Annotated in this window: 15 protein-coding genes and 2 pseudogenes; 9 read left to right on the plus strand and 8 right to left on the minus strand. The window is 34.7% G+C overall.

Annotated features, from left to right (window positions below):
• The 3 genes from ACP5P5_RS06450 to ACP5P5_RS06460 form a co-directional block, all read left to right on the plus strand.
• The coding region (locus ACP5P5_RS06450) for a GMC oxidoreductase (RefSeq protein ID WP_428285287.1) at positions 1 to 1,253 on the plus strand (1,253 nt) is incomplete at its 5' end.
• A gap of 18 nt (positions 1,254 to 1,271) precedes the next feature.
• Entirely contained in the window at positions 1,272 to 1,889 is a 618-nt protein-coding gene (locus tag ACP5P5_RS06455; protein WP_428285288.1) for a gluconate 2-dehydrogenase subunit 3 family protein, read from the plus strand.
• 60 nt (positions 1,890 to 1,949) lie between these two features.
• Positions 1,950 to 2,837 (plus strand): sugar phosphate isomerase/epimerase family protein, encoded by an 888-nt coding sequence (locus ACP5P5_RS06460; protein ID WP_428285289.1) that lies wholly within the window; start codon positions 1,950 to 1,952, stop codon positions 2,835 to 2,837.
• 69 nt (positions 2,838 to 2,906) lie between these two features.
• On the opposite strand, the gene ACP5P5_RS06465 is transcribed toward ACP5P5_RS06460, so the two are convergent.
• On the minus strand, positions 2,907 to 3,494 hold the full coding sequence (locus ACP5P5_RS06465; protein WP_428285290.1) for an archaeosortase/exosortase family protein: 588 nt from the start codon (positions 3,492 to 3,494) through the stop codon (positions 2,907 to 2,909).
• A 227-nt stretch (positions 3,495 to 3,721) separates the two neighbouring features.
• On the opposite strand from ACP5P5_RS06465, the gene ACP5P5_RS06470 reads away from it, so the two are divergent.
• A complete protein-coding gene (locus tag ACP5P5_RS06470) occupies positions 3,722 to 4,027 on the plus strand; it encodes a YtxH domain-containing protein (protein WP_428285291.1) in 306 nt (101 codons plus the stop codon).
• A 97-nt stretch (positions 4,028 to 4,124) separates the two neighbouring features.
• On the opposite strand, the gene ACP5P5_RS06475 is transcribed toward ACP5P5_RS06470, so the two are convergent.
• From ACP5P5_RS06475 to ACP5P5_RS06490, 4 genes are read right to left on the minus strand one after another with little or no spacing between them, the layout of a single operon-like run.
• A complete protein-coding gene (locus ACP5P5_RS06475) occupies positions 4,125 to 5,114 on the minus strand; it encodes a potassium channel beta subunit family protein (RefSeq protein WP_428285292.1) in 990 nt (329 codons plus the stop codon).
• A 30-nt stretch (positions 5,115 to 5,144) separates the two neighbouring features.
• Positions 5,145 to 5,723 carry an LPS export ABC transporter periplasmic protein LptC gene (gene lptC, locus ACP5P5_RS06480; protein WP_428285293.1) on the minus strand — a complete coding sequence of 193 codons (579 nt, stop codon included), beginning with the start codon at positions 5,721 to 5,723 and terminating at the stop codon, positions 5,145 to 5,147.
• 50 nt (positions 5,724 to 5,773) lie between these two features.
• A complete protein-coding gene (locus ACP5P5_RS06485; protein ID WP_428285294.1) occupies positions 5,774 to 6,502 on the minus strand; it encodes a type III pantothenate kinase in 729 nt (242 codons plus the stop codon).
• 16 nt (positions 6,503 to 6,518) lie between these two features.
• A complete protein-coding gene (locus ACP5P5_RS06490) occupies positions 6,519 to 7,154 on the minus strand; it encodes an LON peptidase substrate-binding domain-containing protein (RefSeq protein WP_428285295.1) in 636 nt (211 codons plus the stop codon).
• 145 nt (positions 7,155 to 7,299) lie between these two features.
• Between ACP5P5_RS06490 and ACP5P5_RS06495 the strand changes: the two genes are divergently transcribed.
• Positions 7,300 to 8,172 carry a glycosyltransferase family 2 protein gene (locus ACP5P5_RS06495; protein WP_428285296.1) on the plus strand — a complete coding sequence of 291 codons (873 nt, stop codon included), beginning with the start codon at positions 7,300 to 7,302 and terminating at the stop codon, positions 8,170 to 8,172.
• Here ACP5P5_RS06495 and ACP5P5_RS06500 read toward each other — a convergent pair.
• A complete protein-coding gene (locus ACP5P5_RS06500) occupies positions 8,154 to 9,359 on the minus strand; it encodes an O-antigen ligase family protein (RefSeq protein ID WP_428285297.1) in 1,206 nt (401 codons plus the stop codon). The two genes, ACP5P5_RS06495 and ACP5P5_RS06500, sit on opposite strands and share 19 nt — an antisense overlap.
• 153 nt (positions 9,360 to 9,512) lie before the next feature.
• Between ACP5P5_RS06500 and ACP5P5_RS06505 the strand changes: the two are divergent.
• Together ACP5P5_RS06505 and ACP5P5_RS06510 are read left to right on the plus strand one after the other, a co-directional pair.
• Positions 9,513 to 10,210 (plus strand): annotated as a pseudogene (locus tag ACP5P5_RS06505) (ArgK/MeaB family GTPase).
• Between the two features lie 412 nt (positions 10,211 to 10,622).
• A pseudogene (locus ACP5P5_RS06510) lies at positions 10,623 to 11,063 on the plus strand (class I SAM-dependent methyltransferase); the annotation flags it as partial.
• Here ACP5P5_RS06510 and ACP5P5_RS06515 read toward each other — a convergent pair.
• Complete coding sequence (locus ACP5P5_RS06515; protein WP_428285298.1) at positions 11,060 to 11,965, minus strand: glycosyltransferase family 2 protein; 906 nt, start codon at positions 11,963 to 11,965, stop codon at positions 11,060 to 11,062. The pseudogene ACP5P5_RS06510 and the gene ACP5P5_RS06515 overlap by 4 nt on opposite strands.
• Before the next feature lie 132 nt (positions 11,966 to 12,097).
• Here ACP5P5_RS06515 and ACP5P5_RS06520 point away from each other — a divergent pair, with 132 nt between their 5' ends.
• On the plus strand, positions 12,098 to 12,352 hold the full coding sequence (locus tag ACP5P5_RS06520) for a CDGSH iron-sulfur domain-containing protein (RefSeq protein ID WP_428285299.1): 255 nt from the start codon (positions 12,098 to 12,100) through the stop codon (positions 12,350 to 12,352).
• Positions 12,353 to 12,360: 8 nt separating this feature from the next.
• Here the strand turns inward: ACP5P5_RS06520 and ACP5P5_RS06525 are convergent, their stop codons facing one another.
• Complete coding sequence (locus ACP5P5_RS06525; protein ID WP_111297249.1) at positions 12,361 to 12,618, minus strand: hypothetical protein; 258 nt, start codon at positions 12,616 to 12,618, stop codon at positions 12,361 to 12,363.
• 197 nt (positions 12,619 to 12,815) lie between these two features.
• On the opposite strand from ACP5P5_RS06525, the gene ACP5P5_RS06530 reads away from it, so the two are divergent.
• Entirely contained in the window at positions 12,816 to 13,706 is an 891-nt protein-coding gene (locus ACP5P5_RS06530; protein WP_428285300.1) for a UDP-2,3-diacylglucosamine diphosphatase, read from the plus strand.
• The last annotated feature ends 5 nt before the right edge of the window (positions 13,707 to 13,711 follow it).

Raw genomic sequence — 13,711 nt, forward strand, 5'->3', positions numbered from 1 at the left:
CCTACAATGAGTTGGCGCCATGGTATTCGCATGTTGAAAAATTTGTGGGTATTAGTGGAAATAAAGATGGCTTGGAAACTTTACCCGATGGTGAGTTTTTGCCACCTTGGGAATTGAATTGTGCTGAAAAAACCATTCAGCAACGCATAATGCAACAATATAAAAACCGATTTGTGGTGCAAGGGCGATGTGCGCATCTTACCAAACCTAATCCTATACATATTGAACAAGGCAGAAATCAGTGCCAAGCACGTAGCTTATGCGAACGTGGGTGCCCTTTTGGAGGTTACTTTAGTTCAAACGCAAGTACCTTACCGTGGGCAGAGAAAACCGGTAACCTTACCTTAATGCCCAACAGTGTAGTACATTCAATTATTTATGATGATAAGCTACAGAAAGCTACCGGCGTTAGGGTTATTAACGCTATAACAAAAGAAACTGTTGAGTACTATGCTAAAATAATTTTTGTTAATGCATCAACTATAAATACCAATTTAATTTTATTGAATTCTGTTTCTAATCGTTTTCCCAATGGTTTGGGTAACGATAGTGGCTTGCTGGGGAAATATATTGCTTTTCATAATTATCGCGGGCATGTTTCGGCGGCTTTTGATGGCCCACTTGATAAATATTATTATGGCCGCAGACCAACACAAGCTATGATGCCGAATTTTAGAAATGTTTACAAACAAGAAACAGATTTTTTACGAGGATATATGGTACACTATAGTGCCGGAAGAGGGAGAGCTGCCGCTAATGGGATTGGTGCTGAATTTAAAGATGCCATGACTGAACCCGGAAATTGGTATGTAAGTATGATGATGCAAGGTGAAACCATTCCAAAAGAAAACAATCATGTACGTTTAAGTACTACAGAAAAAGATGAGTGGGGTATACCGCAATTAATTACCGCCGTTGATTACGATGAAAATGATGAAAAATTATTAAAAGACTTTTTAAACCAAGGAAGTGAAATGTTGGCAGCTGCCGGTTGTACAAACATTCAAACACATGATTCTCATCAAGCACCCGGTTTAGATATTCATGAAATGGGTGGTGTAAGAATGGGGAAAGATGCTAAGAAAGCATTGTTGAACGAGTGGAACCAAATGCATCACTGCAAAAACGTGTTTGTTACCGATGGTGCTTGTATGGTTAGTACAAGTACACAAAATCCATCGTTAACTTATATGGCTATTACAGCCCGAGCAGCTAACTATGCAGTTGAACAATTGAAAAAAAATAACATTTAAATACTTAAAATACAAACTATGGATAGAAGAGAGCTTTTAAAAATGGTTGCACTGGCTACCGGCGGTGTGCTTGTTGGAGGCGAGTTTTTACTAACTGGTTGTAAAAATGAAAAATCGGGTACAGTTGCTTTTGCGCCTGATGATATTGCATTTTTAGACGAAGTAGGTGAAACCATTATTCCTACTACTTCATCGCCGGGAGCAAAAGATGCAGGCATTGGTAACTTTATGAAAGTAATGGTTACTGATTGTTATACCGAGCCGGATCAACAGGCTTTTATAAAAGGTATTAAGGAGTTGAATGAGGCAAGTAAGAAAGCTTACGGTATAGGCTTTATGCAAGCAACTCCACAACAGCGTACTGAACTGTTAGAAAAAATTGATACTGAAGCCAAGGCCTATCAAAAGGAAAAAAATGAAAAGGAAGCTAAATTGCAAGCAGAAGCAGCAAAAGAGCGCAATAAAACCATTGCATTTTCTCCCAATCATTATTTTACTATGATGAAGCAACTAACCTTACTGGGTTATTTTACGTCTAAACCCGGTGCTACACAAGCATTGCGTTATGTAGCAGTGCCGGGCCATTACGATGGTTGCATGCCTTATAAAAAAGGTGATAAAGCTTGGGCTACTTAATCGCTGCTTTTCATTTTTTTAAATGTGTAAAAACCTACATTCATTTTTAAATACAACCTCATGTCAACTAATCGTAGAACTTTTTTAAAAATGGGTGGCTTATCTGCCTTGGCAATGGCTGCACCCGTGAAAAAAATGGCCACTAATATTTTAAATGAAATGGCTGAAAATAATGCTGCAGGCGATTTGCAAAAATTTGGGTTGCAATTATGGACAGTAAAGGAAGATATGGCCAAAGACCCTAAGCAAACCCTGAAGGCAGTTGCTTCTTTTGGATACAAGCAGTTGGAAAGTTTTGAAGGAAAGATGGGTATGTTTTGGGGAATGACCAATAAAGAATTTAAAAAATATTGTGATAGTATTGGTACTAAAATTATTTCATCACATTGCGACATCAATACCAATTTTGAACAAAAGGCTGCACAGGCTGCGGAAATTGGTATGGATTATTTAATATGTCCTTACAAAGGCCCGCAAAAAGATATTGATGCATTTAAGAAATTTGCAGAACAATTTAATAAATGCGGCGAAATTTGTAAAAAGAACGGTATACGCTTTGCGTATCACAATCACGATTATTCATTTAAACCTATTGATGGCCAAGTTCCGCAAGTTGTAATGATGAATGATACCGATCCTAATTTGGTTGATTTTGAAATGGATATTTACTGGGTAGTGGCTGCCGGTGAAAATCCACAAGAATGGTTACGAAAATATAGCCACAGATTTAAGCTTTGCCATGTAAAAGATTTGACTAGAACTGCGAATGGTGGACATGAATCCTGCATATTAGGAAAAGGTACGATTGATTACCCAACCATTTTAAAAACTGCAAAGGATAACGGCATGAAGTATTATATTGTAGAGCAGGAAGCATTTACAGGAACCACTCCTTTAGAAAGTGCTAAAGCAGATGCTGCTTATATGAAGGCGTTTAAATTTGCTTAATTTTTGCTATTGAATAATTTTTTAGCGGAGGTGTTACATACATCTCCGCTTTTTTATGCTGTAAATTCGTTATGATTGAAATTTTCTATTAACAATGTTATTATACAATAACGCCAATAGTAAAATTGCTAAATAGGTTACAATGTTAAACCAGGTATGGTGATCAAGGCCAAAGGGTAGTTGCCATTTTTCTAATCCTGAAATAAGTACAAGGCAAACACGTGCTATATTGCATGCTATAATAATGGCAATGCCAATCACAGCCCATACTGCTTTAAACCACCACTTACCATGGTGTGTAATAACAAAAGCTAACCAAAAACTCATAACAGCAAATCCTAAACATGAGTAATTTAAAATAATGCCATATTCTCCGCTAATAGTTAGTATATCCGGCTGTGGGCTATAAATATAATATCCGTATGATTCTAAAATTTTTCTGCTACCGCTAAGTACAATATCTCTATTTAAAGCTATGTAATTGAAGTAATGATCAATAAATGGTACATATAAATGATAAGGTGTAGTTAAGCCCCATATAATTTTTGTACCCCAATAAAAAACTACAAACCATCCCAAAAAAATGAGAGCATACTTCCAAACCGAAAAAGATGAAAGCGAAATAGGAGTGCTATTTTTTTGCGTTATGGGTAACATATATTCAAAAATACAATCAATTGCTTACTCTTTCTTCAAAATATGATTTATGTTGAATTTTTAATATTATGGTAAATCATTCCCGGGTATGAAATTGTGTTAAATACTATCCGTTTGTATTGTTAAAAAATATTGTTTCTAATTGCCTTAACATTGCTTTAAAACAATATGTATTTACCTTGTACTTGCTTTAAAAAAATGATTATTCACACTAAAAATACAAAGCTATGAGTACACAAAAATTATTAATCGGTATTTTGTCAGGAGTAGCTGCAGGAGTAGCAATAGGTTTATTAACAGCTCCGGCAAAAGGTAGTGAAACAAGAAAAAAAATTGCCGATACCGCAGAAGATATTAAGCGAAAAATACGAGCAATGCGCGGCCAGGCTAACAGTGAATTAGATGAGTTGAAAACCATTATTGAAAATGAAACCGGTGGCATGCGCGATGATGTTAGGGAAAGGATTTTAAAGTTGGTAGAAGCCAGCAAAAAGTCATATCATAAAATGACGGAAGATATGCATATGAGTTAAGTGTATTGGATTGTTTATGGAAGGAACAATCTGTTAATAAAAAGAGGCTGCATCGATATATGACGCAGCCTCTGTCTATTTATATATTGGGGTAGTTCTAAAAGTCAGCTAAATGTGGCTTATTGTTTACAATAGCTTCAATTTTATCCATCATTTCCTGATTCAGCATTGGTAATACCTCAAGTGCTTTTAAATTATCATTTAATTGTTGTGTTTTAGTAGCTCCTAATATGGCGGTAGTTACATTCGGATTTTTTAATACCCATGCAATGCTTAAAGCTGCAACTGAAACACCTAAAGATTGTGCTAATGCGGTAAGCTGTTTTGCTTTTTCAATTTTTTCTGATACCAGTATTCTGTCTTTCAGCCATTCAAAGCCTTCTATGCTTAAACGACTATCTTCGGGTATGCCATTATTGTATTTTCCGGTTAATAAACCGGAAGCTAGGGGGCTCCATATAGTGGTGCCCATGCCAACATTTTTAAATATTTCTAAGTATTCGTTTTCTAATTTGGTTCTTTCAAAAAGATTGTATTGTGGCTGTTCAACAGAAGGGCCAATTATTCTGTAATCACGTGCAATTCGATGAGCTTCCATTATTTCAACGCCACTCCATTCACTGGTACCCCAATATAAAATTTTGCCCTGATTGATTAAAGTGTTCATGGTAAGTACAACTTCTTCAATGGGAGTAGATTTGTCGGGGCGATGACAAAAATAAAGATCTAAATAATCTGTTTGTAATCTGTGCAATGCTTCATGGCATGCTTCCGTTAAATGTTTTCTGCTTAAACCGGTTTGATTGGGTTTGTTGTTTTTCCCCCGCCATCCAAAGAATGCTTTAGATGATAAGACATAAGAGGTACGATCCCAACCTTTGGATTTTAAAACACGCCCCATCATTTTTTCACTTTCGCCTAAAGCATATGCTTCGGCATTGTCAAAAAAATTAATGCCATTATCATAGGCAATACCCATTAATTCATCAGCAATGCCATCATTAATTTGTTTATGGAAGGTTACCCAACTTCCAAAGCTGAGTGCACTGAGTTGTAAGCCAGTACGGCCCATTTTCCTGTATTCCATACGAAAATTTTTTATAGTTAAATAAATGTGTTACAATGAACTATCAGGAACATTTAAAAAACTTGTCTGCCCTCCATTGCCGAAACCTACCTTAAATACTTTAATGTTGGTAAGATCCTGATTGGAGGAAAAACCCGTTCCATATAATTTTTGACGAATAGGATTTGTTTGGCTAATAACAACCGGTTTATCGGTATAATAAGTGCCTTTTGCTTGGTCCCAATACAATTCGTTCGTAAATAACGTATCACCCTTTATGTTGAAAACAATTACACTATCGCGTAATAATACTTTATTTTCATTTTCTAAATAAGAGCCATAACGAGCAAATAAGCGGCTGTCAATTTTAGGAGTGCTATCATAAAACTCAACATGCAGCGTTTTGGGAAATTCAATTTTAACAGTGTCCAATTGATATCGTAACATGTAGGGTGCCCTTAATATAGCTTTGATATGGCCCCCTTGACTAAATTGGCTAACGATACCCGTGCCTTCTTCAACCCCCATCTTTCGCTTTCCTAAATTTTGTACTTCATGAATATCATTTTCACAGCCAACTGCAGTTAACCCCATTAACAAAATGAATAAAAGTTTTTTTATTGATAGCATGTTTTTTTTCTGCGTATTGCTGTTGCAAAATTACAATTTGCCAATGAGAACTATGGATTGTTTAATTGATTAATGTATAACAAACCTTTAAATAATAAATGTTCGTCAGTGTAAATTTCATTTTTTAGGTAAGTTTTAAAAAAGTGCATATCGCCGCCTGTTATACTCACCTTTAAATTTGAAAATTTTTCTTTGTATGCCTCTATAATGCCATCAATTTCCTTAGCCATCCCTACTAATACACCACTTTGTAAATTTGTTTTAGTATCATAGCCAATTAGCGGAAAATTTTTATCAGCTTTTACTAAAGGCAATTTAGCAGTTTGTTCATGCATGGCTTTAAAACGCATATTCATGCCGGGAGAAATAGCCCCACCTAAAAATTCATGAAAAGGATTAACATAATTATAAGTAATGCAGGAACCCAAGCCTATGGCTAAATTGTGTTGTGTAGGGAATAAACTTACTGCAGCACTGCAAATAGCTAATCTATCTGCACCTATTGTTGAAGGCTTTCCGATAGGAGTAGAAATGGGTAGCTTGCTTTCATGACTAAGTAAATGAAAGCGTGTATGCTTGCTTAAAAATTGTGGTAACTGTTCGTTGTGGTGTATAACTGATGATAATATGCAATGTGTGGGCTTAAATTGATTAAGTATGGGTTCAATAGTTGATGGGCTGTCATTTGTTAAGGTAAATACCTCAACAATGTCTGTATTATGAAAGATGACTCCTTTTAAACGAGTATTACCAAAGTCTAAACAAAGTGTTGTGGGCATTTGTATTTTTTTGTAGTTACAAATTAAATCCTTTCAAAGTTTTAAAATGACCGTTTAATTTTATTTTTTCTTTTAATTCATCCATGCTTTGTAATAAAGGTAGTACTTGGGCTAAATGCCTCCGTAAAAATTCAATTCGTTCTAATTCTTTATAAAAACCCAGTAAGCTTAATTCTTGTTCCTGATTTAGCCCTACATGGTGGGCAACATCATAACTTAACAGTGTTTCGTCGGGCTTCTTGAATTGTTTTTCTACTTTTAGAAGATGAAACAAATCTCTAATTTGTTGTAATATTGGCTTTAAGTATGCATACATTGGTTGCATTTCATTGGCAGGGTAATTCACAATGGCGCCACTATATAATTTATCAGGTAGTTCATTAATTACTTCCAATATTTTAAACACCGAAGTTCCTTTCACAACTATATCCATATTGCCATTGTCGTGTATCTGCACTATTTCCTTAATTTCTACCAATGTGCCAAAGTCTGTTAGTTTGTTTTGTAAAACAGCAGGAATACCAAATGGCTTACTGTCTGCATAACAAGTAGTGATAAGTTGTTTATAGCGAGGCTCAAAAATATGCAGGTTTACCACTTCATCGGGGTAAACAATTAAACTTAATGGAAATATAGGTATAAAATTGGTCATTTGTAGGTAATTCTAATGTACAGTATTTTATCAATTCTATGTAAAAGTAAGGCTTACGGTTTTTTTTCAGTTTCTTTGTGCTAGTAATTTTAATAGCAATCAACAGCCGCCTGTTTGAATAAAACAAATTTATATTCTTATATACATGAAAATTTCCGGATTTACAATTATCAAAAATGCAGTGATTAACGATTATCCCATTGTAGAGGCAATTACTTCTATATTACCTGTGGTAGATGAAATGATTGTGTTGGTGGGAGATTGTGATGATGGAACCTTAGAACTGGTTGAATCAATTGGTGATGCTAAAATAAAAATTCATCGTTCCGTTTGGGATAAAACTTTGCAATCGGGTGGGGTAGTTTTAGCCGACGAAACCAATAAAGCATTTCAGTTGATTGATCCGGAAAGTACTTGGGCTTTTTATATACAAGCCGATGAATGCGTTCATGAAAAATACCATGCAGCTATACTAGCAGCTTGTAAAGAACATCAATACAATATTAAAGTGGAAGGTTTATTGTTTCAATACCTACATTTTTATGCCACTTATGATTATGTGGGTGATAGTAGAACTTGGTACGATCATGAAGTGCGCATTATTCGAAATGATAAAAAAATTGCTGCATATAAAGATGCACAAGGATTTAGAGTAGGCAATAGAAAATTATGGGTAAAGCCTGCAAATGCATTTATATATCATTATGGATGGGTGAAAAGTCCGGAACAAATGATGCGTAAAAATAAAAATATGGCCGCTTATTGGAACCATGCCTCTATTCAAGCCATAGCCAATTCGCCGGAGCAGGTGTATAATTTTGATGAATACGATTCTGTTCAAAAATTTACAGGAACACACCCTGCTGTTATGCAACAACGCATTGCTGCAAAAAATTGGCAGATAGAATTAGATGTACACAAAAAAAGATTTTCATTTAAAGACCGATTGCTGTATTATTTTGAAAAATTAACAAGCATTCGTCCATTTGATTTTAGAAATTATAAACTGCTGCGCTGAGGTGAAAGTGCCATTAATGCCAATGGCCAAGCATGTAAAAAAACGCCAAATTGGTAATTTAAATTACATTCAACCAGGCATGATGCAGTAATGGCAATACTCCAAACTGCAACACCTGTTTGTTTTTGTTGCCAAGCCCAAAAAATGGGATACAATAACCAAATACTCCAAGCAATTACGCCAATCCATCCACTGCCTATTAACCAAAACAACCATTGGTTAAATGGCCACCCGAACTTTAAATTTTGTTGTGAAAAATAAGTTTGACCAATTTGTTGCATGGTTGGTGCAACACCGGCCCAACCTACATTGTATTGATTATTTTGAATAGCTTCTAAAGCAATGGTATTCATATTGCGCCTTGCACCATCTGAATAGTTGCTGTTAAAAACGGATGGATTAAATTGCTGCCATTCATAAAAACTATAAGCAATTTTTTTTTGCACGGTAGGGAAAAGAATATAACTACAAAAACCTAAAAGTATTATGCTCACGGTTATCCATTTGCGCTGAGGTATAGATTTTGTAAAAGGAATAAACAGCAAACAAATAATAAGTATAATCCAGGCGGTACGAACCGATAAAAATAGAATGAGTATAAGCAATAAGCTAACCAAAATCCATCGAAGCCTAAAAGAAAATGGGTTATGGAATAATAGTATTACAAAAGCGCTGCATAAAAATATGCTGTAACGAATATGGTCATTATCCATCCACACAGGCAATGTTTGTCCGCTGCCATATCTGGTAATGCTTGCTTGTATATGTGTGATAAACCAACTAATGGGATATATGCAGCTGGCTATTGCAACAATAACCCATATTTTATTTGTTATAGAAATATTTTTTAGATTTTTGAGCATTGTTACTGAAAAAAAAGCAATAGGATAGGTACATAAGGTTAACAAAAAATCATACGTGTCTTTTTGAAAGGGTAATTGCCAAGCACCTGTTAGAAATAGTATTAGCGGTACAATTGACCAATACAATAAATGGTTGTCACTTCTAAAAAAATTGCATTTACCCCATGAAATCAATATCACTATAAGCCATACAAGCATACTAATAGATAGTAATGCCCTGCTGAATAGTAAGCCTAAAAGCATCACCATCAACAAAGCAATCAGTTTGTAGTCTGAAGAACGTAACACTTGTAGTAAATGATATTTTTCTGTGTTCTTGGTCATGTCATTACCCTTATGGTTTAATTTTAGGTAGAATAATGAATGGTTATGTGGCAAAATTTGCTGAAAGATATACAAAGCGGAAATATAAAGTCACTTGCCCGTGAAATTACACTGATAGAAAATGAAATTTCAGGCTATGAGTTGTTCATGCAAATGTTGGCATATAATACAATTACTCGTGTAATAGGTATTACTGGTCCACCCGGCGTAGGCAAAAGCACATTAACAGATGCATTGATTGGAGCATTATTAGCTCAAGAAAGAAAAGTAGCTGTTTTATGTGTTGATCCTTCATCGCCATTTCATAATGGAGCATTGCTGGGCGATAGAATACGGATGAGCCAATGGTACACACATAAAAATGTTTTATTCGTTCATTAGCCACAAGGGGTAATATGGGTGGTTTGCATCCTAAAACTTATGAAATTACCGATGTTTTAAAGGCTGCCGGCTTTACAGATATTATTATAGAAACTGTTGGTGTTGGTCAAAATGAAATTGACTTAGCAACAATAGCAGCTACAACCATTGTTGTATTGGCCTCTGAAATGGGCGATGCAATTCAATATATGAAAGCAGGGTTAATAGAAATAGCAGATGTTTTTGTGGTAAATAAAACTGATATGCCGGGGGCAGAACAATGCTTCAATAGTTTAAAACAAATACTAAGTCAGCTAACGCATAATAATGTTTGGGAAGTGCTTATTGTTGCAACAGTAGCCACTCAAAAGCAGGGTATTGAGGCAATAATGCAGGCAATTGAAACGCATACGACTATAACACTTAAGTCCGAGTATAATGTTGTAATGCTTGCAAATAAAGCTTACAGTTTATTGCAAGAAAATGCATGAAATGAATATGTGGTAAAAAATAAAAGAACAATTAATAGCTGAAGTATCGAATGAAGGGTTTAATTTATATGCTTGGATAAGTGGAATTTATTTATAAGTAATTTAATGTCATTTCTATCTTAAAAACGAGTACTTTCAGCAAATCAATATTGTCTTATATGAATAGATTATTGGCTATTACCCTTTTAATGTAACACAAAAAGCTTAAAAATTAAGTTGAAATCGGTGTTTTTAATGGTCATATTTTTTTTAGGATTAAATCTTTTTTCAAGATAGCCATTGATCCATCTTTTAGATTTACAAAGTTTCGGGTGTTGGGGAAAATGATTTTAAACCCGTATAATATTTTCAATCAGTATTTTAAAATGGCTAGTGATGTTTTTTTTGAAAAGTATGCGCAGAAAGTTTCTCAAACAAAAAAATAGATATAGCCTTGGTTGATGGTATGCATGAGTTTGAATATGCCCTTCGGGATGTAAATAATATAGTAGAAAACATGAATCCCAATGGTGTTATTATTATGCATGATTGCAATCCTTTAACATCAGAAGCTGCTTGCACATTTAAGGAATGGGAAGAAAGAAGTTTTTCGGGTACTTGGAATGGAGATGTATGGAAAACAATTTTATATATTCAATGCTGTAGAAAAGATTTGAATGTATTTGTTTTAGATTGTGATCATGGTCTTGGTATTATTACAAAATCTAATGAGCAACATCAAACCTTTCCATTTCAATATACTAAAGAAGAGATAGAGGGTTTAACCTATAATGATTTTAATGCCAATAGAGTTGATTATCTTAATTTGAAGACATCTAGTTACTTTTACGAATACTTTGATTTGGGTAACTAAAAGTTATTTCTTTTGAAACTCGCCAATAAACGTTTTAAACTATTTTTTATTTTTAAAGAAAATGTAATATTGGGTTCTGTTAAGTTGCCTTTGAAAGGTTCACCTCTTTTTAAGTAGAACTTAGATAAAGTGCTGGAAGTCATTCCCCACTTATTTATAAAGGTATAATATCCTGGATTCTTTTCAACTCGCTTTACTGACCTTGAACCAAAATGATAAACTCTACTTTTGCTAATTCCCTTAAAATAGCGGATACCCATTTGCCATAGTTTCATAGAAAAGTCCGGATCTGAATACATACCAGGAGAAAATTCTATACTATATCCGCCTACCAAATCCCAAACATCTATATGTACAATATTGGGTGGCCAGGTAGCACCTTGCCAATCATTCATAGGAAGCTGTGCAAATTGTTCAAGTAAGGCAGCCTCATTAAAATTTGTTATGTCGGTACCAAAATTATATTCAATAGCACAGTTGCTGGAAGCAACAGGCTCAATAGCTGTTGCAGATATAAAAAAATATTTATTACCAATTAATTGAATTTCTTCCCATAAATAAGTATCCCATTTCGGACAAACATACATGTCATCATTCATGTACAACAAATAATCAGTTTGCAGTAATTTTCTGCATGCGTTAAGTGCATAACAAACGCCAACGTTTACTGAACTATAAACAACATCAATATCTGTTTGGCTTTGTGCCCATTCAAAAGTGCCATCTTTACCATCATTTACAAATACAATAATCTGATGTGATAATGTTGAGTTTTTTCTAATGCTTTCAATACAAAGTTTTAAATAGGGTAAATTATTCCAGCTGGGTATAACAATTGAAAAAGTGTTGTTTTTTTGATTGGTATTTTTGGGTAAGAAAAGTATTTCTGCTGAATGATTCATACTGTAAGTTAAACTGCACAAATCTAATGCACAAAGCCAAATGATTGGTAAATAAGGTTTTTTTCAATAAATGCACATTTCAGGAACAGTTAGCATTTATTTTTGATTAAATTGCATCCTCAATTTTTGATTATGCAAGAACCTCATGTTTTTAAAGCTGAACCTACAGCTGTAATGTTAGAAGAAGGAAAAACCTATGCCTGGTGTACTTGTGGGTTAAGTCAAAAAAATCCATTTTGCGATGGCCATCATAAAACCATTGAAGGGATGCCATTTAAACCCCTAAGATTTACTGCAGAAAAAAGTGAAGAAGTTTGGCTGTGTAACTGTAAACACACCAAAACACCGCCATTTTGCGATGGTACGCATGAACAATTCAGAAAGTAATTGCTTACTTAAATAGTATCCTGATCGTTGGGCTGTGCATCTAAACGCTGTTTTTCTTTTTCAGCCTGAAACCAGCGATAACCCAAATATCCGATAATTAAAAAAGGAGTTGCGGCTAAATATAATATGCCGGCATTTAAGCCTTTTGCAGGTCCTTCACCCAGTTGTGAGGCTGTTTTAGTGCATATAGAGCATTGTGCATGGCTGCCAACTGTAACTAAAGCGAAAAATACAGTGATTGCTAACTTACTTACCCACTTTTTCATACCTGTATATTGTTCTGCAAAGATAGTTTAAAATTTAACTTACGGATGGCCTGTTACCCAAATAGTGCCTTTAAAAGGCTATTTTTTTAACAATTCTAAAGGGTTGATTCTTCTGTTTTAAGCAGATGTAACAATTAATTCATATTCAATTCACATTCAGGTAATACTATGGTTTGAATTTTGGTAAACCATTAGATATGAACAGAAGGCCAGTTGACGTTGTTGTGATGAGTGATTTGCATTTAGGAACTACCGGCTGCCATGCCCGTGAGCTGGTAAATTATTTAAAAAGTATATCGCCCAAAATCCTAATTCTGAATGGCGACATTATTGATGTGTGGCAATTCCGAAAACATTTCTTTCCCTTAACACACATGCAGGTAATTAAAGAAATTTTGAGCCTGGCTACCAAAGGTACCCGGGTTATTTATATTACCGGAAATCATGATGAAGCTTTGCGCCGTTATACGCATTTTGATGTTGGCAATATTCAATTGGTTGACAAAATGGTAATGGAAATAAACGGGCATTTATGTTGGATTTTTCATGGTGATGTATTTGATAATACAACAAAAGGAAGTGCCAAGCTTTTAGCCAAATGGGGAAGTCATGGTTATAACTTATTAATTCGCTTTAATAGGTTGTTGAATTATTTTTTGCAATTGCTGGGGCGCGAAAAAATGAGTTTATCAAAATCAGTAATGAATAGGGTGAATAAAGCGGTTATTAAAATTAACAATTTTGAACAAACGGCTGCCGAAATAGCTATTGAAAAAAAATATGAATATGTTATTTGCGGGCATATTCACGAACCACAAATGCGGGTTGTTGAAAATGAAAATGGAAAAGTTACCTATTTAAACAGTGGCGATTGGGTGGAACATTTAACTGCATTGGAATTTTATGGTAACGCCTGGCATATGTATCAATACGATGATAAAGCATTTGAAAGTGCGAAGGTGGTTGATATGAATAAGAAAGTACAAAGTCCGGATGTAGTTACAGATGAAATTGCCTTATTTGTTCATGCTTTTGCTCCCTCTTTTCATGCAGTTCCCGGGCAAGCTGCTTTTACCCCACCCTTTTAAAAGAA

The organism is Hydrotalea sp., assembly GCF_049968455.1.
Lineage (GTDB): Bacteria > Bacteroidota > Bacteroidia > Chitinophagales > Chitinophagaceae > Hydrotalea.